The following is a 24,696-nucleotide window of genomic DNA, read 5'->3' as shown; positions in this document are numbered from 1 at the left end:
TAACTCCTGCAAATTAAGCTGCGATAGATTCGATAACGATTTGAGTGTAATTTTGGCGATGACCTTGGCGCTTTTGATAGTGCTTACGGCGACGCATTTTGAAAATTTTCACTTTATCGTGACGACCATGTGCAAGAACCTTTGCTTTTACCACAGCACCAGCAACTAAAGGCGTACCTACTTTTAGAGATTCACCTTCACCTACTGATAAAACCTGATCTAGCGAGATTTCTTGCCCGATGTCTGCTGGTATCTGTTCTACCTTAAGTTTTTGACCTTGGGCAACGCGATATTGCTTGCCGCCGGTTTTTATGACCGCGTACATATGGGTAACCTCAAATTAAATAAATAACAAATCCTGCCCGATTTAGAGCAAGACTTTGATTTTAACTATAAAACTCTTTTAATGTCAAGTGGTTATGTTGAATCAAGAATGTATCTTAAGTAATCAATAAATAAAAGAGCGTGTTTTCTGATGAATTCACGCTCTTTGTTATTATTCCGACTATGAACGATAATCTGCATTAATGCTGACATAGTCATGTGAGAAGTCGCAGGTATAAACTGTTTCGCTAGTGTGACCCCTGCCTAGCACAACACGTACCAGAATCTCTGCTTCGTTCATAACTGCTTGACCTTGTTCCTCTTTGTAGTCAGGGTTGCGTCCACCGTTTACCGCCACAAGTACATTACCCAGATAAAGTTTTAGTGTGGAGGTATCTAAATCTTGTACACCTGCATAACCAATTGCAGCAAGGATTCGGCCTAAATTAGGGTCAGACGCAAAAAAGGCTGTTTTGACTAAAGGTGAATGGGCAATGGCATAAGCAATTTTTAATGCTTCTTCGCTATTTTTTGCTTCATCAATTTGAACTGTAATGAATTTTGTAGCTCCTTCGGCATCACGAACAATTTTTTGTGCAAGTTCACGAGAAATATCGGTGAGTACTTGTGCAATAGCTTCAAAAGCAGCCGTTCCCTCAATAGCCTCAACACCACTTTGACCGGTAGCGGCAATGATAAAGGAGTCGTTGGTTGATGTATCACCATCGACTGTAATCCGATTAAACGATTGATTAGCAATAGTAACAGTCAACTGTTGCAATGCTTTTTTGGAGATGGCAGCATCTGTCGCTACAAACCCTAACATGGTTGCCATATTGGGGCGTATCATGCCAGCCCCTTTGCTAATACCAGTAACGGTAACTGTTTTACCTTCAATCTGAATCTGTTTAGAAGATACTTTAGGCACTGTATCGGTAGTCATAATGCTATGAGCTGCATTAAACCACTCATTGTCAGTTAGATTAGCAACCGCAGAGGGAATTGCCGCATTGATTTTATCAACAGGTAAAGGTTCAAGAATAACACCTGTAGAGAAGGGTAGTACTTGATCACTCTCTACTTGCAACGCTTGTGCTAATGTGGCTGAGGTATTTAAGGCATTTTGATAGCCAGTTTCACCAGTGCCTGCATTGGCATTGCCGGTATTGATTAATAGTGCACGAATGTCATTATCAGAGGCAAGGCGTTGTTTACAAATTTGTACGGGAGCAGCACAAAAACGATTGGTGGTAAATACGCCAGCGACAGTAGTACCTTGGGTAAATTGAAAGACGGTGATGTCTTTTTTACCTGCTTTTTTAATACCAGCAGAAGCGATGCCAATCTTAACACCAGAAACTGGATGAATATCTTTGATGTCAGGAATCTGGAAATTAACGGGCATAAGAGTCTCCTCAAATAGGTGATAGGCTTAAAATAGATAAAGAATAGCTTAGTTAATCATAGAGTTTGCGAGAAGTCTAAGCTATTCTTTTATTCCTAGTGTGTTGTTGTTTAATTTCCACTAGCTATTTTGAGTGGTTTGGGCAACCGTAACGAATGCTTTATCAGCTGCTGCAAATGTTTTTGCCAGAATTTCTTCTGTATGACTTGCAGAAACAAAGCCAGCTTCAAAAGCAGAGGGAGCAAGGTGGACACCTTCATCCAACATTGCATGGAAAAAGACATTGAAGGCCTGAATATTACTTTGTTGGACTTCAGCAAAGCTCGTTGGAATGTTTTCTCTAAAGTAAATGCCAAACATACCACCGATAGAGTCTGCACTAAACGTAACATTATGTTGGCGAGCAAGATCAGATAAACCGTTGACTAACTCAGTAGTTGTTTTGCTGAGTACGTCATAAAAACCAGGACGGCTTAAGATTTCCAAGGTTTTTAGACCTGCGGCGACAGAAACAGGGTTACCAGATAAAGTACCTGCTTGGTAAACAGCCCCAAGAGGAGCAATTTGTTGCATAATATCTTGGCGACCACCAAAAGCACCCACAGGCATACCACCACCAATAACTTTGGCAAGTGTGGTGAGATCAGGGGTAATATTGGTTAAGCCTTGTACGCCTTTAGGACCAGCACGAAAGCCCGTCATCACTTCGTCAAAAATTAATAAAGCTCCGTATTGAGTGCATAATTCACGTAATCCCTCTAAAAAGCCTGCTTGTGGCTTAACTAAGTTCATATTACCAGCGACGGGTTCGACAATAATGCAGGCAATATCTTGACCTACTTCTGCAAAGGCTTTTTTGACTTCTTCAAGATTATTAAACGGTAAGACAATCGTATGGCTGACAAACTCTTGTGGAACGCCCGCAGAAGAAGGGTTACCAAAGGTGAGCAAGCCTGAGCCTGCTTTTACAAGTAGACTATCCGAATGTCCATGATAGCAACCTTCAAATTTGATAATTTTATTACGACCAGTAGCGCCACGAGCTAGTCGTATCGCACTCATCGTTGCTTCTGTACCAGAGCTAACGAGACGTACTTGCTCAATAGAAGGGATTAATTCGCAAATTTTTTCAGCAAGAATCACTTCACCTTCTGTTGGAGCGCCAAATGATAGACCTTTGGTGGCTGCTTCTTGTACGGCTGCCAGTACTTCGGGGTGGGCGTGACCCACAATGGCAGGTCCCCATGAGCCAAGGTAGTCAATATATTGCTTCCCTTCAATATCCCAGATATACGCACCATTGGCTTTGGCAATAAAACGCGGTGTACCACCAACCGATTTAAATGCTCGTACGGGTGAATTGACGCCACCGGGAATAGTTTGTTGGGCTCGTTGGAAAATTTCTTGATTAGTCATGATAATTCTGTTTAAAAAGTTGAATAAAATCTTTGGTTGTCTGTGCAATATCCGTTTGTTCGAATAGCCCCGAAATAACAGCAATACTATCTGCCCCTGCTTGAATGACAGGAGCTGCATTTTGTCGGGTTATGCCACCAATGGCAACCAATGTTTGAGGAGAGGATGATGTTGGTGAGAATAAATCCCGTGCCTCCCGAAATAAACGTAGAGGAGCACGCACGGCATTCGGTTTAACACTTGATGGATAAACAGCACCAAAAGCGAGATAATCAACATCATGCAGAATGGCTTTTTGCGCTAACTCAAGTTGGTTATAACAACTGACACCGATTAATAAAGAATGGGATTCTGTTTGTAAAGCTTTTTGTACAGTAAGCACACTAGCATCATCCTTGCCTAGGTGTACAGCATCTGCTTTGACAGCTAATGCAAGCTGCCAATCATCATTAATCACAAAGGTTGTCCCTGTATTTTTGCACACTTTTGCGACCATAGAGGCCTGTTCTAAGGCTACGTCAAAAGGGGTATTTTTGCGTCGCCATTGTAAGATAGGTAATCCCGCATGGCAAGCCGTTTCAATTGCTGTAAATAGTCGTGAAAAGTCATCCCATTCAGGTGTAATACCGTATAACCCAGTTGGGAAACGAGTAGTCTTTGTGAATAGTGGTTGTGATTGTTGAGGTGACTTAAGCTCGGTAGGCATTATTATTTTCATCCTCATCATCTTCGATGTCGTACTCATCGTCATCATCATCTTCATCATCTACACTTAAGGCAATTTCATAAAAGGCTAAACGATTAGGAAATGGTCTGCCCATACCTATCTGAATGAGGTGTTCTAGTTGTTTATTCGTAAAGCTAATTGCCATACGGCAGGCTTCAAATAGAGGGACTTCTTGAGCTAAAAAGCAACTCACGGCGGTTCCTATCATATCAGCAAATTCTGCTGGTGTAGAAATATGTAGTGGTTGGACAAATTGATCACGCTCACCAGAAGAGTGGTAGATAGTATGTTGGATAGTATTGTTGTCCATTTTCTCATTAAGAATAAAACAACTTTCTACACCAAGCTCAATGAGTAACGCCAATAAATCAGCCCCAGTATTGATTTGGTATTCTTCTGATAACCATGTAGAGAGATAATTTAAATCTAAAATAACAACATTTGTGTGGGGGGCGAGAAAGTCTAGGTAGACTTCATGTAATTTCTCATTAGGAACGAAATCACCGCGACGAGAAATAAAATCAGATAAATATTTACTTAATACTAAAACAGTCGGTATCTGATTGTAGTCAGCTAGGATTGACGCTACTTCCTCTATCATCTCAATAGTAAGTAGATGATTAATTTTGAAAGCGTTAACAGGTAAATCCTCTAAAATACATCGTGCCTGTGCCTCAATGATACTCGCCTCAATAGGTTCAAGTGACTCTAATTGGGTGGAGTCTTGTACGGCAAGTGCTGTAGTCACAGAACTACTGTGTGTACCGAGTAAGGAAGCAGTTACAACTTCAGCAGGTAAATGTGCGCGATGACTAGGATCGTACATATTGAAAAATAAAACACTTCCAGCAAGCATATCAATCATGGTAATAGATCCCTTAGTTAGAGTAAAATGGTAGTAGTGAAAAATTACTCTGTCTATTTTATATCAAAGGAAGAATTCATGCAGACATGGATGTGTTTAATTTGTGGTTGGGTTTATGACGAAGAGGCCGGTGCTCCAGAAGAGGGAATTCCTCCTGGCACTAAATGGGAAGATGTTCCACCTAACTGGGTATGTCCTGAATGTGGTGCACGCAAAGAAGATTTTGAAATGATGGCAATTTAAACCAAGGCTATTTAAGGGATATTGAATGCTTAGCTTTGCAAATGATCTCAACTTAAAAGGTCAGTTTTTAATAGCAACCCCCAAGGTAACCTCTGATATTTTTGCTCAAAGCGTGATTTATATGTTTGAGCACAATGCCAATGGTGCTGTAGGGATTGTGATTAATAAACCTTCAAAAGTCCCTTTTGTGGAATTACTGGGCGATCTTAGTGAGATTGATTGCCCGGAAGAGGAGATTTTGCGAAATATAGACAACACGCTTGTCTTTGCGGGTGGTCCGGTAAACCGTGATAAAGGGTATGTATTGCATAGTGCAGAGAGGTTTTATCGAGCCACGATAACTCATGAAAATATTGCATTTACCTCTTCTAGAGATGTTTTAATTGACTATGCCAAAGGGAATGGACCCAAGCATATTTTATTAGCACTAGGTTGTGCGAGTTGGGATGCAGGTCAATTAGAAAGCGAAATTATGGCAAATTTTTGGCTAACGGCACCAGCGAATGAGGCCATTATGTTTACCGCTCCCGTGGTAGAGAAACATCGTCGCGCCATTAGTTCTCTAGGTATCGAACCGAGTTCTTTATTGTGGAGTGCTGGTAATGCTTAATGATTATGAGCTTACGGTACTGGCATTTGATTTTGGGCTTAAAAAAATTGGTGTTGCTCTAGGTAATACGCTACTGAAGCAAGCAACGCCCTTAACTATTATTCAGACTGCTACGAAACAAGCTCGTTTTGAAGAAATTGAGCGATTATTAAAAAAATGGCAACCACAACAATTAGTTGTTGGACTTCCCCTAACAGAGGATGGACAAGAGCAATATGCCTCGCTACATGCACGACGCTTTGCTAATCAATTGCAAGGGAGATTCAATTTACCTGTCCAGCTTATAGATGAGCGAGGGTCAAGTCTAGAAGCTCAGCAACGCCTTGGTAATCATACCTTAGATGATGCTGTTGCTGCAGCGATTATTTTGGAGAGATATTTTGACGCGCTTTGAGTTAAAATACTGAAAATATTTTAAAGGACATTCATATGCAGTTGCCAACCGCTGAAGAGTTATATAGCAAGTTGAAAGCTGGTGTTGAGCAGTTAATCAAAACTAAGCCTGCTGACACCGTTCATTTAGTCGGTATTTATTCTGGTGGAGCGTTGATTGTTAAGCGTCTACAACAAGATTTGCATTTAAAGAATGAGGTGGGTTTTTTAAATACAAGTTTTTATCGTGATGACTTTAATAAAATTGGTCTTCACTCACAAAAACAGCCTACACAGATTCCCTTTGATGTAGAAGGCAAAAATATTATCGTTGTTGACGATATTCTATATACAGGACGTACTATTAGAGCCACAATGAATGAGCTATTTGATTATGGTCGCCCTGCGTCAATTAGTTTAGCTGTGTTGCTAGATCGTGGTGGCAGACAGTTACCTATTGCTGCCGATATTGTCGGTGCACATATTCCCTTAGAGAAAGGCACTAATTTTGTTCTTTCACAAAATGAGCAGCAATTGTTTGATTTAGATATTGAAAAGGAATGATTCCGTGCAAAATCCTCAACTCAATAAACATGGTGAATTGACTCACCTTTTAAGTACAGAGGGACTTTCTAAAAATATTATTACGCATATTTTAGACACCGCACAAAGTTTTGTCCCATTAGCCGAGCGCGATATTAAAAAAGTCCCACTGTTGCGTGGAAAAAGTGTTTTTAATCTATTTTTTGAAAATTCAACACGTACTAGAACAACGTTTGAGATTGCCGCAAAACGTTTGTCTGCGGATGTATATAACTTGAATATTAATTCATCCTCTACGGCAAAAGGAGAGACGTTACTGGATACCATTAGTAATTTGACGGCGATGCAAGCAGATATTTTTGTCGTTCGTCATGAAGCGAGTGGTGCGCCTTATTTAATTGCTCAACATGTAGAGCCACACATTCATGTCGTGAATGCAGGGGATGGTCGGCATGCACACCCTACTCAAGCATTATTGGATATGTACACAATTAGGCATTTCAAAAAAGATTTTTCTAATTTAACAGTCGCTATCGTAGGGGATATCTTGCATTCTCGAGTGGCACGCTCAGATATTCATGCCTTAACAACATTGGGTGTTGCAGAAATCCGTGCCATTGGACCGTTGACTCTACTGCCTGAGGGCTTGGAGCAGATGGGAGTGAGAGTATTTACTAATATGGCAGAAGGATTGAAAGGTGTCGATGTTGTGATTATGTTGCGCCTTCAACATGAACGTATGAAAGGGGCTCTTTTACCATCCTCTCAAGAGTATTTTAAACATTATGGGCTGACAGAAGAAAAACTTGCTTTGGCAAAATCTGATGCTATCGTGATGCATCCGGGGCCTATGAACCGTGGGGTAGAGATAGATTCGGCTGTAGCAGATGGACCTCAAGCGGTGATTTTAAATCAGGTAACATTTGGGATAGCGGTGCGTATGGCGGTAATGAGTATTGTGGCGGGAGCGAGTGTATGAAATTGCGAATCATCAATGGCAGATTAATCGACCCTAGTTCAAAAAGAGATGAACAAGTCACATTGGATATTGCTGCAGGGCGTATCGTAGGCATTAATGCAGAGGATAGCTCGCCAGTTGATCAGGTAATTGATGCAAAAGGGAAAGCAATTATCCCCGGATTAGTAGATTTGTCAGTGCGCTTACGAGAGCCGGGTAATGAGTATAGAGCAACGTTAGAGTCAGAAATGAATGCAGCACTGGCAGGCGGTGTAACTAGTTTAGTATTGCCTCCAGATACAGATCCAAGTCTTGATGAGCCCGGTCTAGTAGAAATGTTAAAGCATCGCGCACGTCAATTAAATCAAGCTAATTTGTATCCTTTAGGGGCGATGACAATTGGTCTAAAGGGTGAAACATTGACTGAGATGGCTGAGCTCACTGAAGCAGGGTCTGTAGCTTTTTCTCAAGCGAACAAAGGGTTACTCAACTTATCAACGCTGAATAGAGCGATGATGTATGCTAAAACCTTTGATTACACGCTATGGATTCAGCCGTCAGAAGAGGATTTGGTGAGTGGTGGTGTCGCGGCTAGTGGCGCTTATGCCTCACGGATTGGTTTGGCAGGCATTCCAGTACAAGCAGAAACTATTGCATTACATACTTTATTTGAATTACAACGCAGTAATAAGGCACGTTTACACTTATGCCGATTAACCAGCGCTGAAGGAATTGAGTTGGTTCGTCAGGCAAAAGCAAGAGGATTGCCTGTAACATGCGATGTATCTATTAATCATGTGCATTTAATTGATTCGGATATTGGCTATTTTGATAGTAACTATTGTCTCTATCCACCACTACGTTCTCAACGTGATAGAGATGCCATCACAAAAGGTTTGCTAGATGGTACGATTGATGCCATTTGCTCAGACCACACACCTGTGGATGATGAAGAAAAGTTATTGCCTTTTGCTCAGGCAGAACCGGGGGCTGTAGGAGTAGAGTTGTTGTTAAGTCTTGTGTATAAATGGTCTCTAGAGCAAAAGATTCCATTTGTAGATGCTTTAGCTAAAATTACTCTTAATCCCTATCATATTCTCAAACAAGGTGCTTCAGCTTTACCGCCTTGCGGACAATTGACAATTGGATCGCCTGCAGACTTGGCCTTAGTAGACTTAGATGCTTATTGGACGGTATCTCGTGAAAATCTTGCTAGTCAAAGTGCTCACACCCCCTTTAATGGTTACGAGTTACCAGCCAAAGTGAAGATGACAATGGTGGGTGGTCGTATCGTATGGCAAGGGGAATAGATGTCCTATTTACGCTTTACTATACGTGTTATAGGTTTGTTGTGTGTTCTTATTTTGGGATTATTTATTGCGTTTGCAATTTACGCTTGGTTAGGTAAGGCACAAAAAGAATGGGTACTAAGTAATTGGTCAAAATTATTAATGTCCACCACTGGGGTTAAGATTACTCAAGAGGGACGACCAATTATGGATGGTCCGGTTATGCTCACAGCAAACCATGTATCATGGATTGATATTTTTATCATTAATAGCCAACGAGCAACCTCCTTTATTGCTAAGTCCGAAATACGCCAATGGCCTGTTATTGGTTGGTTAGTCGCTGCGGTAGGGACCATTTTTATCCAACGAGGTTCTCGCCAAGCCGTGATTGATATTAATGCAGGGATGGCGGATTATTTTAAAGAAAATACATGTATTGGTCTGTTCCCAGAAGGCACTACTAGTGATGGTTTCACTGTTTTACATATGTTTAGTGGTCTTTTGGAAGGAGCAATGAATGCTCGCGTGCCAATCCAACCAGTAGCCTTATTATTTACTTATAAAGGTGAGCGTAGTGGTCGAGTAGCGTTTGTGGGGGAGCAAACATTAGTGGCAAATATATGGGTGTTACTAAGTAGTAAAGACGTAGGCGTCACCGTACGCTTTTTACCACCAATTACACAAGCAGGTGAAGAGGTTTTAATACCTCGGCAAGAGTTAGCTGATAAAATCCGTGACCGCTTACTGCAAGAAGTAGACGTATCAATGCAAACCAATACTGATGCAGTTAATCCAAAAATATAGTTGTATAAACGATTTGTCAGCGTTGTAGTATCAAATACCCATCTTCAGATGATGAACTCAAATTGTTAGGATAGCTTACATAGATGACTATCCTAACAATTTATTCTTTTAGGGATTGAGAAAGCCGTTACAAATTATTTAGCTCGGCTTTTGCAATCAATTTGCACCAGTTTACGATCATGTAAACGAATGGCACTTAGTTTTCCACCCCAGACGCAACCCGTATCTAAGCTTAAAAGATGCTTGCGTATAAGTAGTCCTAAGGTTGACCAATGGCCAAAAATAATCGTTGTTTTTTCTGTTTTACGGTTAGGGACTTCAAACCAGGGCATTAGATTACTGCTTTTGTTAAGAGAAGGAGCTTCTTTGGAGCCAAATTCCATAGATCCGTCAGGAAAACACATCCGCATCCGAGTTAAGGCATTGATAATGACACGACGACGTTTAGAGCCAGTCAAGGACTCTTTCCAACGATTAGGCTCATTACCATACATTTTTGCAAGGTATTTTTGCCAATTTTTAGAGCGTAGGGCAGAAGAAACTTCCTCAGCCAGTTTCAGCGTTTTTTTGACATCCCATTTAGCAATAACTCCCGCATGTACCATTAAATGATCTGCATCGTAATAGGCTAAAGGCTGTTGGCGAAGCCAGTTAATAATTTCTTCAGCATCTGGCGCTAATAGAATTTCATCAATGGTATCCGATTTGTTTTCACGGCGAATGCCAGCATAGACCGCTAATAAGTGCAAGTCATGGTTGCCTAATACACATTTAGCACGACTACCTAGTGCCATGATGGTACGTAGAGTTTTCAGCGAGTTAGGACCGCGATTAATAAGATCGCCAGCAAACCAGAGCTGAGCATTAGGGTCTTCTTGTAACTCTGGTGTCATGAGTAATTCATCAAGGGCATCGCAACATCCTTGGATATCACCAATTGCCCAAATAGTTGGGTTTTTTGTACTATTTTGCATGGATAAATGAACTTGGTTTTTTGCGTCGCTCCATTAAATATAATGCGAGTAAGGCAAGTGTTAATGCAATCATATTTGGTAATAAAGCCGTTAGCCAAGGTGGTAGATTATTTAGCATACCTACATTTAAAGCTAGTTGATTGGCCATGAAAAAAACAATACCAATAAGTATTCCTAAAAAAACTTTTGCTCCTACACCACCTTTGCGGGTTTGTACGAAACCAATAGGTGCAGCTAGAGTTATCATGACTAATAAGGTAAATGGGTAGCTACCTTTACGCCATAATGCCACAATATGACGATTAGTTTGAAGATGGTTTTCTTTTAGGTATTGCACATAATTTAGCAAGTTATTGGTTGACATACGATCTGGTTGTAATTCGGTAGCAACCAGACGTTGAGTGGTAAGTGATGTATCAAAACTAACACTGGGAAGAGAAGTGAATGATGAAACTTTTTCTAGAGGGGAGTCAGGGTTAGATAATACTTTCTCTATATCAATCAAACTTTCGGTAAGTTTTACTTTAGTCAATGAAAGTTTTCCTTGCTCAAACGTACCTTTTTCTGCCGTATACAAACGAGAAAATTGATTGTTTCTTGTGTCATATTCATACACTGTCACGCCTGATACTTGTGTGTGAGAGTTAAGATGTTGGATATTAATTACGCGATAATGATATTGATCAGCAGGCTCTCTAAACCAGTAACCACTCTGCATTCTATTGCTGTTTTGACCTAATAAAGTAAGTGTTAATTCACTAGTTTTTTGCTCTGCAAGTGGCGTAGCTATTTCTGATAGCAATGTGGCAAAAATCATTAAAGGGATGGTGATAACCCAGAGCATAAACAGTAGTTTTTTACTGCTAATGCCAGATACCCTGAGAATCACTAATTCATTACGTTGGGCAAGACCAGCAAGGGCGACCACAGCACCAATTAATAAACCAATAGGCAGTAGATCATATAAGCGTGTTGGTAGCTGCAAAGCTTGCATATAAAGCATAGATAAAAAAGAGAATTTCTCACTTAAATTATCTAATGCATCAATCATTTCGAAAAACGTAAATAGCCCTAGCAACACTAACAAGACGGCGATAGTGGTGCGATAAATTTCACTAGCAAGATAACGGCGGGCTGTACGCATATGATAAATATCCTAAATAGAGTGATTATTATAATGGTATTCAGAAAATTGATTAATAATTCTATTAAATGTCATAAAAGCTTCATAATTTATAGTTGCTATATACAGCATACAGTGCTAGTTCTAGCATTATGGGATACTGACAAGAGGCATTCGTGCTTGAATGGTATTTATGCGATTGCGCATATAGCTACTTTTAAGATGCTGGCTATACAGGATAGGGTTTGGCAATAAAGCGGCTAAGGTTGCAGCTTGTGCAGAGGATATTTTACTCACATCTTGTTTAAAGTAAACTCGGCTAGCAGCTGTTACACCAAAAGTTCTTTCACCAAGTTGCGCTGTATTAAGATAAAGCTCATAAATTCTTTGTTTTGGCATAATAATCTCAATCATATATGTGATAACAAGTTCTTGAGCTTTCCTAAGGTAAGAACGTTTTTGACTGAGAAAAAGGTTTTTCGCTAATTGTTGGGAAATAGTTGAGCCACCTCTGATTTTGGCTTTATTGGCATTCTCATGCTTGAGATTAAAATAATAGGCATCAATAATAGCTTGCCATTCAACTCCAAAGTGTTGAGTGAACCGAGAGTCCTCTGAAGCGATAATTGCTTTTTTAATATCCTTATCTATTTGTTCATAGTCTGACCAGTTGTACAGAATTTTGGGCGAAACATCATCGGCAATATTAAGTGCTTTGATGCGCATAAAAGCTGTACTACTAGGGTTAATGAAACGATATAAGATGACATTGGCCAACAAAAATAGTTGGTAAGCAAGTAAAATCACGAGCAGACCTAAGAGGGTGTATTTAAGGCAGGTCTTAATAGGGGAGTGAATAATACGAATGGCTAATGTATCAGTCATAGTGTCATCATATGTTATTTCTTAGTGGTTTTGAGCTATCTCTTGTCTAAGAATATCAATAACAGGTTCAGGATTAGGGTATTTTTTTGTCCAGATTGCAAAGGCTTCTGCCCCTTGATAGACTAACATGCCTAAACCATCGGAATAGTGTTTGACACCATGTTCTAACGCTTGTTGTAAGAAAGGAGTGATGCCTGTCGCCGTATAGAGCATATCGTAAGCAAATTGACAATGTGCTATTACGTTATCAGCAATATTTAACGGCTCGCCACCTAAACTACTTGAACTAGCATTAATGATAATATCCCACTCTCCTACGATATTGTTTAAATCACTACTAGTAATCTTGCAAATTAAATCAGTTTCTGTTTGTCGAATCAATGTATTAAATATGTCTGCTAGGTCTGCAGCTTTATTAGGACTACGATTGGCAATATGTAAATGCGTACAACCAGCTTGAATTAAGGGTAAGATAGCACCACGAGCAGCACCACCAGCACCAATGAGCAAAATCTTTTGTTTTAGAGAAATTCCTTGACGTAAGATATCTTTAACCAAACTGATACCATCCGTATTATCACCGTGAATTAGATTGTCTTGATACCATAGTGTATTGACAGCCCCTGCTGCTTGAGCTCTCGGTGTTAGGTGCTGTTTAGCTAACTCAAATGCTTCAAGTTTAAAGGGGACAGTGACATTTAAACCATGGCCACCTTGTTGAAAAAAATGATGGACAGTTTGAGGAAAGGCATCAAGAGGGACTAAGGTTTTTGTGTACTCAACGTTTTTTAACCCACAGGATTCTGCAAATAATAAATGCATTTTAGGCGAGTAACTCTGTTTGATAGGGTTGCCAAAAACAGAAAATTTGAGTAGCGACATAAGGTTAGTCCTTTTTATTTATCTCGGCAGTAATTGAGGTGTTTAAAATATTATCTGGATTAGGTGCTATTTCAGGATTAGATTCCACACTTGAGTCTACCTCTATCTCTGTTTCAATTTCATCAAGAGATAAATTTTCAGGTAGGGTATCTGATAAGTCATCTTCTATATCAACATCTACAATAGCTGTATCCAATATTTTTAGCAAGCGTGCTTCAAACGTTAGATTGTATAAATCAATTTTATCAATGGCGATTCTGATACTGGTACCTTTTTCTAGTTCTGGTAGTCCCGCAATAGACGTTGTAATAGGAATATCTTTTAGACGTACTAATTCTTCGCGAATGACAGTTGCCTCGACTTCGCTTAAATGCTGTTGTTGAATATAGCGTAAGCACCAGAAGCGCTCCATTCTAGCCTGATGGGTTAAATAAAGCGTATAAATAGACTCAAATTGGCTAATAATAGAGAAAATATCGATTTCTTTAGGTTTATAAGGAGCGACCAGACGTGCAGAAACCCCATGTTTTACGGCAGCGATTAACTGACGCTGATTGAATAAGTCCACATAACGGCGTAATGGTGAACTTGTCCACGCATATTGTTCTACACCAATAGTGTGGTGAGGTAAGGCATGTGTACTCATGCGTACGCGACCAAACTGTTGCTGTGAGCGAAAAATACCTGGTAACCCCAAAGAAGCCAATAGTTTTGCCCAAGTACTATTACAAAGAATCATGAATTCAGCAACAAGTAGATCAATTGGTGCATTACGAACTCGAGGGTCTAGCGTGATGATTGAGTCAGGGTCATCTGGTGAGCCTTCTAAACGGAATAAATATTCTACACGATCATTTTTTTCTGGCTTACCTCTACGTTCATCACGTTTTGCTCGTAAGAACTTAGAAAAACGCCACATAGGTTTGAATAACTCAGCGTATGGAATGTCTGCATCAGTGCTTTCCAATGCTTCAGCAGTTAATACATCCTCTAAATAGTTGTTTCGTAAGTTTTCTTTAATAAACACTCGTTCAAGTTTGGTTTCTTCATTTAAGATTTCACCAGTAGCTATATCAGCTGTCACATAGAGTGACAAAGCGGGTGAATGCTTGCCAGCATCAAGAGAGAAAGTTTTGATAACATCCTCGTGTTGCATGGGAATTTTGTCACCCGGAAAATATACTGTGGACATTCTTTTTCGTGCTGCTAAGTCAAGAGGGCTATCCCTGTCAATCACAAGGGCGGGGCAAGCAATATGGATACCAAAAATATATTGATTATCTCCAAGGTGTTGAATACTAAAAGCATCATCTACTTCTGTGGTAGAAATATCATCCACTGAAAATGCCTCCACAGTCGCTGTAGGTAAGTCTTCGATGGGAGGGATGGGGATTTCTGGGTTAGCTGTACCACGAGGAAATGCAATAGCGAGGAATTTTTGACGATGTACCGCTAAAGCATTAGGGAATACGTTAAGTTTTAGGAGTAGTTCTGGTACTTGAATGCCTAATTCATTAACAGCATCAGCAAAGGCTTTCCATGCAATTGTATTTTTATCTGGGTTAGTCAAGAAACTTGGCATGATAGAGCGTAATTCTTCAGGAACAATGCCTTTGACAAAGTCTTGAGTCCATTGCTGTTGTTGTTCTGCTTGTAAGCGTTTTTTCTCTTGGGCTAGTTTAGCCGCCTGAAGAATTTCTTCAGGTGCTGGAGCATATAAACCCTTCCCCTTTCGATGGAAATACATGGGGTGGTCATGCAGAAATAGTAGCAATGCTGTTTGTTCTACTGTCCCTGCATCATCTCCGTAGTATTCTTTCGCTAGTCGCGTTACATTGAACGTTTCTTTTGGAGAAATTTCCCATAAAAACTCAATATCTAATTCTTTGCTAAGCTCATTTGCTTGGTCGAGTAAATGGAGGGGGGATACATCTTTGAAGGTAAAGATAACATTGGCACGTTTTATTTTTATTCGTTTACCAGAGCTACTCTCTACTTGCAAAGAAGTCTCTGCTTCGGAGAGGATTGTGCCAGTTTTAAATTGTCCTGACTCTTCAAAAAGTAAATACATGAATGAGAACTCGCCTTAGTGTTGGAAAATAAAGTCTAGTACGAAAGGAAGATATTGTTCAAAACCACTAAAAGCATGGTCTTCTCCCTCCACTAGAAGTTGTGTGGCACCCTGATATTTGGCCTGCATTTCTTGCCAATCTAATAATTCATCGTGTGTACCAGCTAGTAGTAGAAAATTTTCTGGTGTTGAAATAGTAGGGATAAAAAACTTTGCCAACTCTTTGATATAACTAGCATCAAAATAAAAAGGATCGGAAGTATGATATTGTGTGCGAACATCAAGTTGAGTAGATAAATCTCTAGGTGCATAAATACTAGGGTTGATACATACAGCACGACAACCCAAGGTCTCTGCGAGATAAGTGGCGTAGTATCCACCTAGAGAGGAACCGACAATACATAGCTGGTCGTTGGGAATATTTTGCACTAGCTTTAGGCAAAGTTCTATCGCTTGTTTTGGCGAAGAAGGTAGCGAAGGCAGTAATAATTCATTGAGCTGTCCTCGTTCCTGCATAACTTTTTTAAAGAGTTGAGCCTTAGCGGACAAAGGACTTGATCTAAAACCGTGCAAATATAAAATCATCATTTATTAGAGTGCTTTTAAAAGTTTCTCATGCAAACCACCGAAGCTACCATTACTCATAATAATAATATGGTCACCTGGTTGAGCGACGCTAACAAGAGCTTGTTTTAGTGCCTCTAGGTCATGGAAGGTTTTGACCTTATCTGCTTGGTCACCAAAAATTTCTTCTGGCTTCCAGCCTAATGCGTGTTTGCCGTGGGTCTCACCAAAACAGAATGCCAAATCCGCTTGTTGTAGTGCTTCAGGTAAGCGAGCAGCCATTGTACCAAGTTTCATAGTATTAGAGCGTGGTTCAAGAACAGCAATGATCCGAGCATTACCGACACGCTTACGTAAACCATCAAGAGTCGTGGCAATGGCTGTAGGGTGGTGTGCAAAATCGTCATAAACACAAATTTGTTTAACTTCTCCACGTAATTCCATGCGGCGCTTAATACCTTTGAATTGGCAAAGTGCTTCAATAGCCGTACTAGGCTCTATGCCAACAGCTTTTGCCGCAGCAATAGTGGCTAGTGCATTATTAATATTATGAGTGCCTGTGTGTGCCCAAGTAATTGTACCGATAGATTGTCCTTGGTGAAGTACCTCGAATGTTTGGCCTGCTGGGTCTCGGTGACCACATTGCCACTCTCCGTCATTACCAAAGTGAGTTTGATTTGACCAAATGCCACGAGCGATAACGCGTTCTAACGCTTCATCATGTGTAGGGGTAATCACCACACCACTTTGAGGAATGATACGAACCATATGATGGAATTGCGTTTCAATAGCAGCTAAATCAGGGAAAATATCGGCGTGATCATACTCTAAATTATTTAAAATCGCCGTTCTGGCATGATAGTGAACAAACTTTGAGCGTTTATCAAAAAAAGCTGTGTCATATTCATCTGCTTCAATGACAAAATGTTTAGAGTCGGGATTGAAACGTGCGGACACACCTAAGTCCGTTGCAATACCACCAATTAAGAAATTGGGCTTTAGACCGGCATATTCAAGTACCCATGCAAGCATAGAACTTGTCGTTGTTTTACCGTGCGTTCCAGCGACAGCTAAAACATGTTGTTGGCGTAGAATTTGTTCACCTAGCCATTGTGGGCCTGAAACATAGGGTAGATTGTTTTCTAAAATGGCTTCTATCAATGGATTGCCACGAGTCACAACATTGCCAATAATGTAGAGGTCAGGATTTAATTCTAGTTGCTCAACACCAAATCCCTCTACTAATGTAATACCTTGTTCTTCTAATTGTGTGCTCATAGGAGGGTAAACGCCAGCGTCACAACCTGTCACCTTATGACCAGCCGACCGTGCAATTATGGCTAATCCCCCCATGAAAGTACCACAAATACCTAAAATGTGAATATGCATAAAAAGTTCTCTATCTTTGTTGATGCTAGTATTTTAAGCAAATTTAGGGGGTAGATTGCTTGATTAAGGCGGTTCTTTAAGAAAAACTACATTTCCTTTCAGCGTTATGCAGTAGCTCAATGGTTAGTTGTTGATTTCAAACGTCGTTTTAAAAAACAACAAAAAAAACAAAACAACCGTTTTAAATTAAAGAAAAGTTTCAAAAAAATGGCAATTTTATAAGAAAATAATAGACAAATACATCATTTTGTCGTTAAATAGCGTTATTAAAGATGTCGGATAGAATAAATGCAAACAAATGTCCTCTTTATAAATGGTGCTAATTTAAATTTGCTTGGTAAAAGAGAGCCTCATATTTATGGTTCTCAATCCCTTGACGATATTAATCTTCACTTACAAGAGCAAGCTAACAAGTTAAATCTTGTTTGTCACTTTTTTCAAAGCAATAGCGAAGGCGAAATCATTAATCGTATCCATCAAGCGATGGGGAATACCGATTATATAGTGATTAACCCGGGTGCGTTTACTCATACTAGTGTTGCCTTAAGAGATGCGCTCTTAGGTGTCAATATACCGTTTATCGAAGTACATTTATCTAATATTCATGCGAGAGAAGCTTTCCGTCATCATTCTTATTTATCAGATAAGGCTGTTGCCGTACTATGTGGCTTAGGTGCCTATGGTTACGAAGCAGCGTTGTCTTTTATTGCTAATAAACGCTAATACAAAACGAGTGTTTGTCACTTGTATTTGAATTATCCAACATTGGAACTATTATGGATTTAAGAAAATTAAAAACATTAATTGATTTAGTGGCTGAATCAGGCATTGCTGAATTAGAAGTGACTGAGGGCGACGAGAGCAAAGTGCGAATTGTGAAGTTTGCTAATCAAGCTCCTCAAGTACAACATTATGCTGCACCTATGATGGCTCCTGCACCAACAGTAGCACCTGCTCCTGTGTTAGCTTCAGCTGCACCAGTGACATCTGAGCCTGTAGTGAGTGGGCATGTGGTAAAAGCTCCGATGGTAGGTACATTCTACCGTGCACCAAACCCAAGTTCTCCTCCATTTGTTGAAGTGGGTGCTTCTGTTAAAGAAGGTGACTCATTGTGTATTATCGAAGCGATGAAATTGCTTAACGAAATTGAAGCAGATAAAACAGGCGTTATTAAAGAAATTCTTGTCGAAAATGGTGAACCAGTAGAGTTTGGTCAGCCTTTATTTGTCATTGCTTAATCAAAAGCTATCTTTAATTTACACGAGACTTTTTTATGTTCCAGAAAATTTTGATTGCCAATCGTGGTGAGATTGCTTTACGCGTGCAAAGAGCTTGTCGTGAATTAGGCATTAAAACAGTGGTTGTGCATTCCGAAGCTGACCGTGACGCAAAATATGTTCGTTTAGCCGATGAATCTGTTTGCATTGGTCCAGCAGCACCACAGCAAAGTTATTTACATATGCCTGCACTTATTGCAGCGGCAGAAGTGACTGATGCAGAAGCCATTCACCCAGGTTATGGTTTTCTTTCAGAAAATGCTGATTTTGCAGAAAGGGTTGAGCGCAGTGGGTTTGTATTTATTGGACCACGTCCCGAGTCTATCCGCGTAATGGGTGACAAGGTTAGTGCAAAACAAGCGATGATTAGTGCTGGTGTGCCAGTTGTACCGGGCTCTGAGGGAGCCCTTCCTGATGATCCAGATTATATTCTAGCTACAGCAGAGCGCATTGGTTATCCCGTAATTATTAAAGCTGCTGGTGGTGGTGGTGGTCGTGGTATGCGTGTTGTTCATACTGAAGCTGCGTTATTAACAGCTGTGCAAACGACCAAAACAGAAGCTTCAGTAGCCTTCAATAATCCCGAAGTATATATGGAGAAATTCCTTGAGAATCCTCGCCATATTGAAATTCAAGTGATGGGTGACGGTGAAGGTCAGGCAGTCTGGTTAGGTGAACGTGATTGTTCAATGCAGCGTAGACACCAAAAAGTCATTGAGGAAGCACCAGCACCAGGTATTGATCGTGCCTTAGTGAGCAAAATTGGTGAACGTTGTGCAGCCGCTTGCCGCCAGATGAAATATCGTGGTGCTGGTACGTTTGAGTTTCTATACGAAAAAGGTGAGTTCTACTTTATTGAAATGAATACTCGTATTCAGGTTGAGCACACGGTGACAGAATGTATTACTGGTATTGATTTAGTTCAAGAACAAATTAAAGTAGCAGCACAACTACCATTTGGTTTACGTCAAGAAGATATCAAATTGACTGGTCATGCGATTGAATGTCGTATCAATGCAGAGGATCCATACTCGTTTGTTCCTTCTCCTGGCCTTATTACCGCATGGCATACGCCCGGTGGCCCAGGTATTCGTTTGGATTCACATGTCTTTACAGGCTATCGTGTCCCTCCAAATTATGACTCAATGATTGCTAAGCTTATTTCTTTTGGTAGTACACGTGAACAAGCCTTAGCACGTATGGACATTGCATTATCAGAAATGGTTGTTGAGGGTATTAAAACAAATATCGCTCTACACCGAGATTTGGTTAATGATGCCAACTTTGTTGAGGGCGGTACTACTATTCATTATCTTGAGAAGAAATTGAATAAAATCAGTTAAGTATTAAAAGATCTGATGCTATATATGGTACAACCCCGCCTATGGTGGGGTTGTCGTCCTTTAAAAAAGAAACTATTGGAATGATTATGCGCGAATTAGTTCTGTTAAGTTTAGAAAGCGAAGCAGAGGAATTATCTGATTTATTATTGGAATGTGGCGTTTTGTCTGTCTCTGTTGAGGATGCTGATTTAAATACTGACCAAGAAAAGCCTTTATTTGGTGAGCCTGGTACTGAGCCTGAAGTACAAGCATGGACAAGAAATAATATTATTGCCTTATTACCAGATGAGTTATCTGTTGAGGAGATTATTTCTAATTTAAAACAATTAACTAATAAAGATTACTCTGAATTTGTGACTATTCGAGAGGTTGCTGATGAGGACTGGGTTCGCCTGACACAATCGCAATTTGACCCTATTCAAATTGCTGAACATATTTGGATTGTGCCAAGTTGGCATAAGGAAAATCCAGAGATTTTACAAGCAAATGCTGATAGTCAGAATATCCTCATCGAGTTAGATCCAGGCTTAGCATTTGGCACAGGTAGCCATCCAACCACGCATTTATGTGCACAGTGGTTAGCCAGTCATGACATCCAAGGTCTGCAAGTATTAGACTATGGGCATGGTTCAGGCATATTAGCAATTATTGCTAAAAAATTAGGAGCGGCTGAGGTAAAAGGCGTTGATATTGATGAACAGGCTGTGACAACAGGCGATTATAATGCTAAAGTCAATCAGGTTGATATTGAGTTCATGTTACCTGATGGCTTAGCTGATGGCCAGTTTGATATTGTTGTTGCTAATATTTTATCTAACCCCTTAAAGGTGCTGGCCCCTATGTTAGCAGGCAGAGTTAAAAAGGGAGGGCATCTCGTTCTCTCTGGTGTACTTGAACGTCAAGCAGAAGAGGTTGCTAATGCTTATGCGCCGTTCATGCAAATGAGCGTATGGCAGTCGGAAGAAGGTTGGGTTTGTCTACACGGTGTGAAATAAGATGAAAACATGTTGCCCCCATTGTGAAACGGTTTTAACACTAACCGAACAACAATTAGAACAGAGAAATGGTATGGTTCGCTGTGGTGTTTGCCGACAAGTGTTTAATGCGCTTGAGCATCTTTATGAGGAAGAAGATGATTACCCTGTCTTATCAGAGCAAGAGCATTCAGTACCTACTGTACAGGCGTCAAAAGTAAGCCCTGTAAAACGAGAAATGCCAACGTATCATGCTACAACTCGTGAAAGACAGGCAGAAGCTGTCATTGATGTCAAGCCAGCCATAGCAACACCTGAGCCTGTTTATACACCACCAGTGCAGAGTTATACGCCAGCTTCTCCTCAACAACCTAGTGTACACATTCATTTGAATCAACCTGTACAAAGTACACAGAGTAATTCAAATGAATCGGCTCATACCATTAGAAATGAGTCGGTTTCCTCTCAACATTACAGAGGAGAGCCTAGTTTACGGTTAAGCAATGACTATGCGGATAGTAATACTGGCGATTATTATATTGGTGATAATCAACGTCGCAGAGAAGATCACGTTATTCGTTCTGATTATGCAGAGGATCAATACGATCGTGATGATCGTGTGTATGGTGATGATGATTATGAATATGAGAGACCACGTTCTTCAGGAAGTGGCATGTTATGGTTTGTGATTGTCTTATTGGCATTATTATTAGCCGTTGGACAGATTTTTTATGTATTCAGAAATCAAATTAGTAATACATTCCCCGCTACGCGACCATTTATTATGCAGTTATGTGGTGTCTTTAAGTGTGAAGTGGGGGTTAAAAAATCAGTAGATAATATCGCGATTATTAATCATCATCTAAACCCTGAAAAAAATACGACAGCAAAAGCTGGCGAACAAGTATTACGCTTACAGGCAACAATTGTTAATAAGACCGACCTTCCACAAGAGTGGCCAGTGTTGATTTTAAAATTAAAAAATCAACAAGGGGCTGTCATGATTAGTAAAAATATCGAACCCAAAGATTATTTGACTAGCGAACAAGTATTACAACCACTCGCCCCCAAAGCGCAAGTACCGATTAACTTACCGTTTAAGTTAACTATCCAAGATTCGCTAAGTAGCTATGAAGTAAATGTATTTTACCCATAATAATAGGAATAAATAATGGCATCTGTTTTAGTATGTGGATCAATTGCTTTTGATACGATTACGTTATTTGAAGGACATTTCAAAGAACATATTCTTGCTGAAAATATTAAATCATTAAGCGTATCGTTTTTTGTTCCTACCATGCGTAAAGATTTTGGTGGGTGTGCAGGTAATATTGCTTATAGCTTAAATATGCTAGGTGCTCATGCGATTCCTGTGGCAACTGTAGGAAAAGACGGTTATGACTATATTCAACATTTTGATCGTTTAGGTATTGATACCAAATTGATTAAAATTTTGCCTGATATGTTTACGGCACAATGTCATATTACAACTGATTTGGATGGCAACCAGATTGCGGCGTTTCACCCTGGAGCAATGTCACAATCAGCTGTTAATCTGATTGAAAACAACAATGCTGCATGGGCAATTGTAGGTCCAGACTCAAAAGAGGGAATGTTCGCACATGCTCATCGCTTACATGAACAAGGCATACCATTTATTTTTGATCTAGGGCAAGCGATGCCTTTATTTGATCAAAAAGATATTGAAGAGATGGTTGGTTTGGCTCATGCGATGACACTAAATGATTATGAAGCTTCTGTTGTAGAACAGCGGTTAGACAAATCAATTAGTGAGCTGTCACATCATCTAGAAGCGATAATCGTAACTCGTGGTGCTGAAGGGGCAAGTCTCTATATTCAAGGTGAAGAAACTAAAATTCCACCATGTAAAGCAGAAAAAGTATGTGATCCCACAGGGTGTGGTGATGCTCATCGAGGAGGTGTTTTGTACGGTTTAATTAATGGATGGTCTTGGTATGATAGTGCTTGCTTAGGGAGTTTGATGGGTACACTTAAAATTCAAGAGCAAGGCCCACAGAATTACTCATATACCCGTGCAGAAATTACAGCAAAATTACAAGAAGCATACGGTATAACGTTAGATAATTAAACCTAATAGCTATTGACTAGCGTTTGTAAAACGAGTATCCCAATCATTAAAAACATTAGACTAAAATCGAAAGGACCAGTTTTTAATGCATTGGGTATTATTTTACGAATAGGAATTAGAAGTGGTTCTATGAGTGCACGTAAAAAACTAATAAATGGCACCATAGGACTAACCCAACTCATAATGGCATAGAAAATACTTAGCCATAACACGACAGAAAGAATTTGATTGATGAATAGTTGAAGCCCCGCAATAATAAAAATAGGCAAACTAATGGAGATACCAGATAGTTCTTCTTTTAGAATAGTTAATTTATAACTGATAAACACCTCTATTAAACAGACGATAAAAGCAATGAGTAGGCTAGGAATATCAATATTTTTACTGGAAGGGATAATCTTTCTGACAGGTACAACAATAAAGTCTGAGAGTTTATAAATAAAAGCACAGTAAGGGTTAAAAGGAGGAATTCTACGCCAGAAAATCCATGCCCTTACAATTAGCACTGTACAAAATAAAGAAGTAAAAATAGTTAATAACAACATCAAGGCATCAGTCATAGTGGTGGTGCATCTCTCAGAAATAAAAGTACGCTTATATTTTAAATGATTAGTATCTTTTTATCTATGCATGTGATGGATGTATGGCAGTTAGAAAAATTGATAGTTAGTATCCAAATAAATAATAAAAATGCCTAGACATTTTTTAGTGTCTAGGCATATGAATTAATCGCTAAACAGGAGTGACTCTGCTTAAGGACGGTTAGAACCTACAGGGAAAGGCCAAACATTTGGAGTAACCTCTTTCTTGTGTGCACTTGCTTTTACTGGAGCAGGTGTAGTTGCTTTGGTAGATTCTACTGTACTAGTTACCTCTTCTGCAGGACTACTTACTTTTTTTTTAGCTGGTGCCTTAGCAACAGTTTCAGTTTTAGCGACAGCTTTAGTAGCTACTTTTTTAGCCGGAGCTTTGGCAGCCGTTTCAGTTTTAGCGACAGCTTTAGTCGCTGCTTTTTTAGCCGGAGCCTTGGCAGCTGTTTCAGTTTTAGCGGCAACTTTAGTGGCTACTTTTTTAGCTGGTGCTTTAGTCGCCGTTGTTTTAGCAGCTGCTTTAGTCGCGGTTTTTTTAGCAGGTGCTTTTACAGCTGTTTCTGTTTTAGCGGCTGCTTTGGTTGCTGCTTTTTTAGCTGGGGCTTTAGTCGCCGTTGTTTTAGCAGCTGCTTTAGTTGCGGCTTTTTTTGCAGGAGCTTTTACAGCTGTTTCAGTTTTTGCGGCAGCTTTGGTTGCTGTTTTTTTAGCTGGGGCTTTAGTCGCCGTTGTTTTAGTGGCTGCTTTAGTCGCAGCTTTTTTTGCAGGAGCTTTTACGGCTGTTTCTGTTTTAGCGACAGCTTTGCTAGCCGCTTTTTTTGCAGGTGCTTTGGTCGCTGCTGTTTTAGTAGTAGCTTTAGTAGCTACTTTTTTAGCAGGGGTAGCTGCTGCTACTGCCTCTTGTTTTTACATTTAGTATCTTTTGTTTCAGTTAGATCGTTGTTTTKGGTCTACCTTTTTA

The 24,696-nt window shown here is 39.9% G+C and carries 27 protein-coding genes; 14 read left to right on the top strand and 13 right to left on the bottom strand.

Going from position 1 to position 24,696, the window contains the following annotated elements:
• Window positions 1–13: 13 nt before the first annotated feature.
• The 5 genes from rplU to V757_RS20810 form a co-directional block, all read right to left on the bottom strand.
• Window positions 14–325, bottom strand: coding sequence for a 50S ribosomal protein L21 (gene rplU / locus V757_RS20830; protein WP_023950718.1), 312 nt, complete (start codon window positions 323–325; stop codon window positions 14–16).
• 180 nt (window positions 326–505) lie between these two features.
• Complete coding sequence (gene argJ, locus V757_RS20825) at window positions 506–1,729, bottom strand: bifunctional glutamate N-acetyltransferase/amino-acid acetyltransferase ArgJ (RefSeq protein ID WP_023950716.1); 1,224 nt, start codon at window positions 1,727–1,729, stop codon at window positions 506–508.
• A 120-nt stretch (window positions 1,730–1,849) separates the two neighbouring features.
• Entirely contained in the window at window positions 1,850–3,148 is a 1,299-nt protein-coding gene (hemL, locus tag V757_RS20820; protein WP_031274484.1) for a glutamate-1-semialdehyde 2,1-aminomutase, read from the bottom strand.
• On the bottom strand, window positions 3,138–3,851 hold the full coding sequence (gene thiE / locus V757_RS20815) for a thiamine phosphate synthase (protein WP_023950712.1): 714 nt from the start codon (window positions 3,849–3,851) through the stop codon (window positions 3,138–3,140). Before thiE ends, hemL begins: the two co-directional genes overlap by 11 nt.
• A complete protein-coding gene (locus tag V757_RS20810) occupies window positions 3,835–4,737 on the bottom strand; it encodes a bifunctional hydroxymethylpyrimidine kinase/phosphomethylpyrimidine kinase (RefSeq protein WP_023950710.1) in 903 nt (300 codons plus the stop codon). The genes thiE and V757_RS20810 overlap by 17 nt, the downstream gene beginning before the upstream one ends.
• A gap of 78 nt (window positions 4,738–4,815) precedes the next feature.
• Here V757_RS20810 and V757_RS20805 point away from each other — a divergent pair, with 78 nt between their 5' ends.
• The 7 genes from V757_RS20805 to V757_RS20775 are packed head-to-tail and all read left to right on the top strand — an operon-like array spanning window position 4,816 to window position 9,556.
• Entirely contained in the window at window positions 4,816–4,980 is a 165-nt protein-coding gene (locus V757_RS20805) for a rubredoxin (protein WP_023950708.1), read from the top strand.
• Between the two features lie 25 nt (window positions 4,981–5,005).
• A complete protein-coding gene (locus V757_RS20800) occupies window positions 5,006–5,590 on the top strand; it encodes a YqgE/AlgH family protein (protein WP_023950706.1) in 585 nt (194 codons plus the stop codon).
• Window positions 5,583–5,984 carry a Holliday junction resolvase RuvX gene (gene ruvX / locus V757_RS20795; protein WP_023950704.1) on the top strand — a complete coding sequence of 134 codons (402 nt, stop codon included), beginning with the start codon at window positions 5,583–5,585 and terminating at the stop codon, window positions 5,982–5,984. The genes V757_RS20800 and ruvX overlap by 8 nt, the downstream gene beginning before the upstream one ends.
• Window positions 5,985–6,019: 35 nt before the next feature.
• Window positions 6,020–6,526 (top strand): bifunctional pyr operon transcriptional regulator/uracil phosphoribosyltransferase PyrR, encoded by a 507-nt coding sequence (pyrR, locus tag V757_RS20790; RefSeq protein WP_023950702.1) that lies wholly within the window; start codon window positions 6,020–6,022, stop codon window positions 6,524–6,526.
• A gap of 4 nt (window positions 6,527–6,530) precedes the next feature.
• Window positions 6,531–7,484, top strand: a complete 954-nt coding sequence (locus V757_RS20785; RefSeq protein WP_023950700.1) for an aspartate carbamoyltransferase catalytic subunit — start codon at window positions 6,531–6,533, stop codon at window positions 7,482–7,484.
• The gene (locus tag V757_RS20780; RefSeq protein WP_023950698.1) at window positions 7,481–8,773 is read left to right on the top strand and encodes a dihydroorotase; all 1,293 of its coding nucleotides are present in this window, start codon (window positions 7,481–7,483) and stop codon (window positions 8,771–8,773) included. Before V757_RS20785 ends, V757_RS20780 begins: the two co-directional genes overlap by 4 nt.
• The gene (locus V757_RS20775) at window positions 8,774–9,556 is read left to right on the top strand and encodes a lysophospholipid acyltransferase family protein (RefSeq protein WP_023950696.1); all 783 of its coding nucleotides are present in this window, start codon (window positions 8,774–8,776) and stop codon (window positions 9,554–9,556) included.
• Between the two features lie 134 nt (window positions 9,557–9,690).
• Here the strand turns inward: V757_RS20775 and V757_RS20770 are convergent, their stop codons facing one another.
• The 7 genes from V757_RS20770 to mpl form a co-directional block, all read right to left on the bottom strand.
• On the bottom strand, window positions 9,691–10,530 hold the full coding sequence (locus V757_RS20770) for a symmetrical bis(5'-nucleosyl)-tetraphosphatase (RefSeq protein ID WP_023950694.1): 840 nt from the start codon (window positions 10,528–10,530) through the stop codon (window positions 9,691–9,693).
• Window positions 10,520–11,674, bottom strand: a complete 1,155-nt coding sequence (lptG, locus tag V757_RS20765; protein ID WP_023950692.1) for an LPS export ABC transporter permease LptG — start codon at window positions 11,672–11,674, stop codon at window positions 10,520–10,522. Before lptG ends, V757_RS20770 begins: the two co-directional genes overlap by 11 nt.
• Before the next feature lie 129 nt (window positions 11,675–11,803).
• Complete coding sequence (gene mtgA, locus V757_RS20760; protein WP_023950690.1) at window positions 11,804–12,538, bottom strand: monofunctional biosynthetic peptidoglycan transglycosylase; 735 nt, start codon at window positions 12,536–12,538, stop codon at window positions 11,804–11,806.
• Between the two features lie 21 nt (window positions 12,539–12,559).
• Complete coding sequence (aroE, locus tag V757_RS20755) at window positions 12,560–13,420, bottom strand: shikimate dehydrogenase (protein WP_023950688.1); 861 nt, start codon at window positions 13,418–13,420, stop codon at window positions 12,560–12,562.
• A gap of 4 nt (window positions 13,421–13,424) precedes the next feature.
• Window positions 13,425–15,491: a ribonuclease catalytic domain-containing protein gene (locus V757_RS20750; protein ID WP_023950686.1), complete on the bottom strand. Its 2,067-nt coding sequence runs from the start codon at window positions 15,489–15,491 to the stop codon at window positions 13,425–13,427.
• A 15-nt stretch (window positions 15,492–15,506) separates the two neighbouring features.
• Window positions 15,507–16,079 (bottom strand): YqiA/YcfP family alpha/beta fold hydrolase, encoded by a 573-nt coding sequence (locus V757_RS20745; protein WP_023950684.1) that lies wholly within the window; start codon window positions 16,077–16,079, stop codon window positions 15,507–15,509.
• A 3-nt stretch (window positions 16,080–16,082) separates the two neighbouring features.
• The gene (mpl, locus tag V757_RS20740; protein WP_023950682.1) at window positions 16,083–17,444 is read right to left on the bottom strand and encodes a UDP-N-acetylmuramate:L-alanyl-gamma-D-glutamyl-meso-diaminopimelate ligase; all 1,362 of its coding nucleotides are present in this window, start codon (window positions 17,442–17,444) and stop codon (window positions 16,083–16,085) included.
• A gap of 288 nt (window positions 17,445–17,732) precedes the next feature.
• Here mpl and aroQ point away from each other — a divergent pair, with 288 nt between their 5' ends.
• The 6 genes from aroQ to V757_RS20710 all read left to right on the top strand — a co-directional run bounded on the left by aroQ (window position 17,733) and on the right by V757_RS20710 (window position 23,148).
• On the top strand, window positions 17,733–18,167 hold the full coding sequence (gene aroQ / locus V757_RS20735; protein ID WP_023950680.1) for a type II 3-dehydroquinate dehydratase: 435 nt from the start codon (window positions 17,733–17,735) through the stop codon (window positions 18,165–18,167).
• Between the two features lie 53 nt (window positions 18,168–18,220).
• Window positions 18,221–18,682 (top strand): acetyl-CoA carboxylase biotin carboxyl carrier protein, encoded by a 462-nt coding sequence (gene accB, locus V757_RS20730; protein ID WP_023950678.1) that lies wholly within the window; start codon window positions 18,221–18,223, stop codon window positions 18,680–18,682.
• A 35-nt stretch (window positions 18,683–18,717) separates the two neighbouring features.
• Window positions 18,718–20,064: an acetyl-CoA carboxylase biotin carboxylase subunit gene (accC, locus tag V757_RS20725; RefSeq protein WP_023950677.1), complete on the top strand. Its 1,347-nt coding sequence runs from the start codon at window positions 18,718–18,720 to the stop codon at window positions 20,062–20,064.
• A gap of 86 nt (window positions 20,065–20,150) precedes the next feature.
• Complete coding sequence (gene prmA / locus V757_RS20720; RefSeq protein ID WP_031274473.1) at window positions 20,151–21,059, top strand: 50S ribosomal protein L11 methyltransferase; 909 nt, start codon at window positions 20,151–20,153, stop codon at window positions 21,057–21,059.
• Window position 21,060: 1 nt separating this feature from the next.
• The gene (locus V757_RS29240; protein WP_023950673.1) at window positions 21,061–22,194 is read left to right on the top strand and encodes a zinc-ribbon and DUF3426 domain-containing protein; all 1,134 of its coding nucleotides are present in this window, start codon (window positions 21,061–21,063) and stop codon (window positions 22,192–22,194) included.
• Between the two features lie 15 nt (window positions 22,195–22,209).
• Complete coding sequence (locus V757_RS20710) at window positions 22,210–23,148, top strand: carbohydrate kinase family protein (protein ID WP_023950671.1); 939 nt, start codon at window positions 22,210–22,212, stop codon at window positions 23,146–23,148.
• 2 nt (window positions 23,149–23,150) lie between these two features.
• On the opposite strand, the gene V757_RS20705 is transcribed toward V757_RS20710, so the two are convergent.
• Window positions 23,151–23,708, bottom strand: a complete 558-nt coding sequence (locus tag V757_RS20705) for a YggT family protein (protein ID WP_023950670.1) — start codon at window positions 23,706–23,708, stop codon at window positions 23,151–23,153.
• Between the two features lie 247 nt (window positions 23,709–23,955).
• Here V757_RS20705 and V757_RS28425 point away from each other — a divergent pair, with 247 nt between their 5' ends.
• Entirely contained in the window at window positions 23,956–24,651 is a 696-nt protein-coding gene (locus tag V757_RS28425) for a hypothetical protein (RefSeq protein ID WP_023950667.1), read from the top strand.
• Window positions 24,652–24,696: the final 45 nt, after the last annotated feature.

Source organism: Pelistega indica (assembly GCF_000506865.1).
Taxonomy (GTDB): domain Bacteria; phylum Pseudomonadota; class Gammaproteobacteria; order Burkholderiales; family Burkholderiaceae_B; genus Taylorella; species Taylorella indica.
This window is presented reverse-complemented; position numbering and strand designations above follow the sequence as displayed.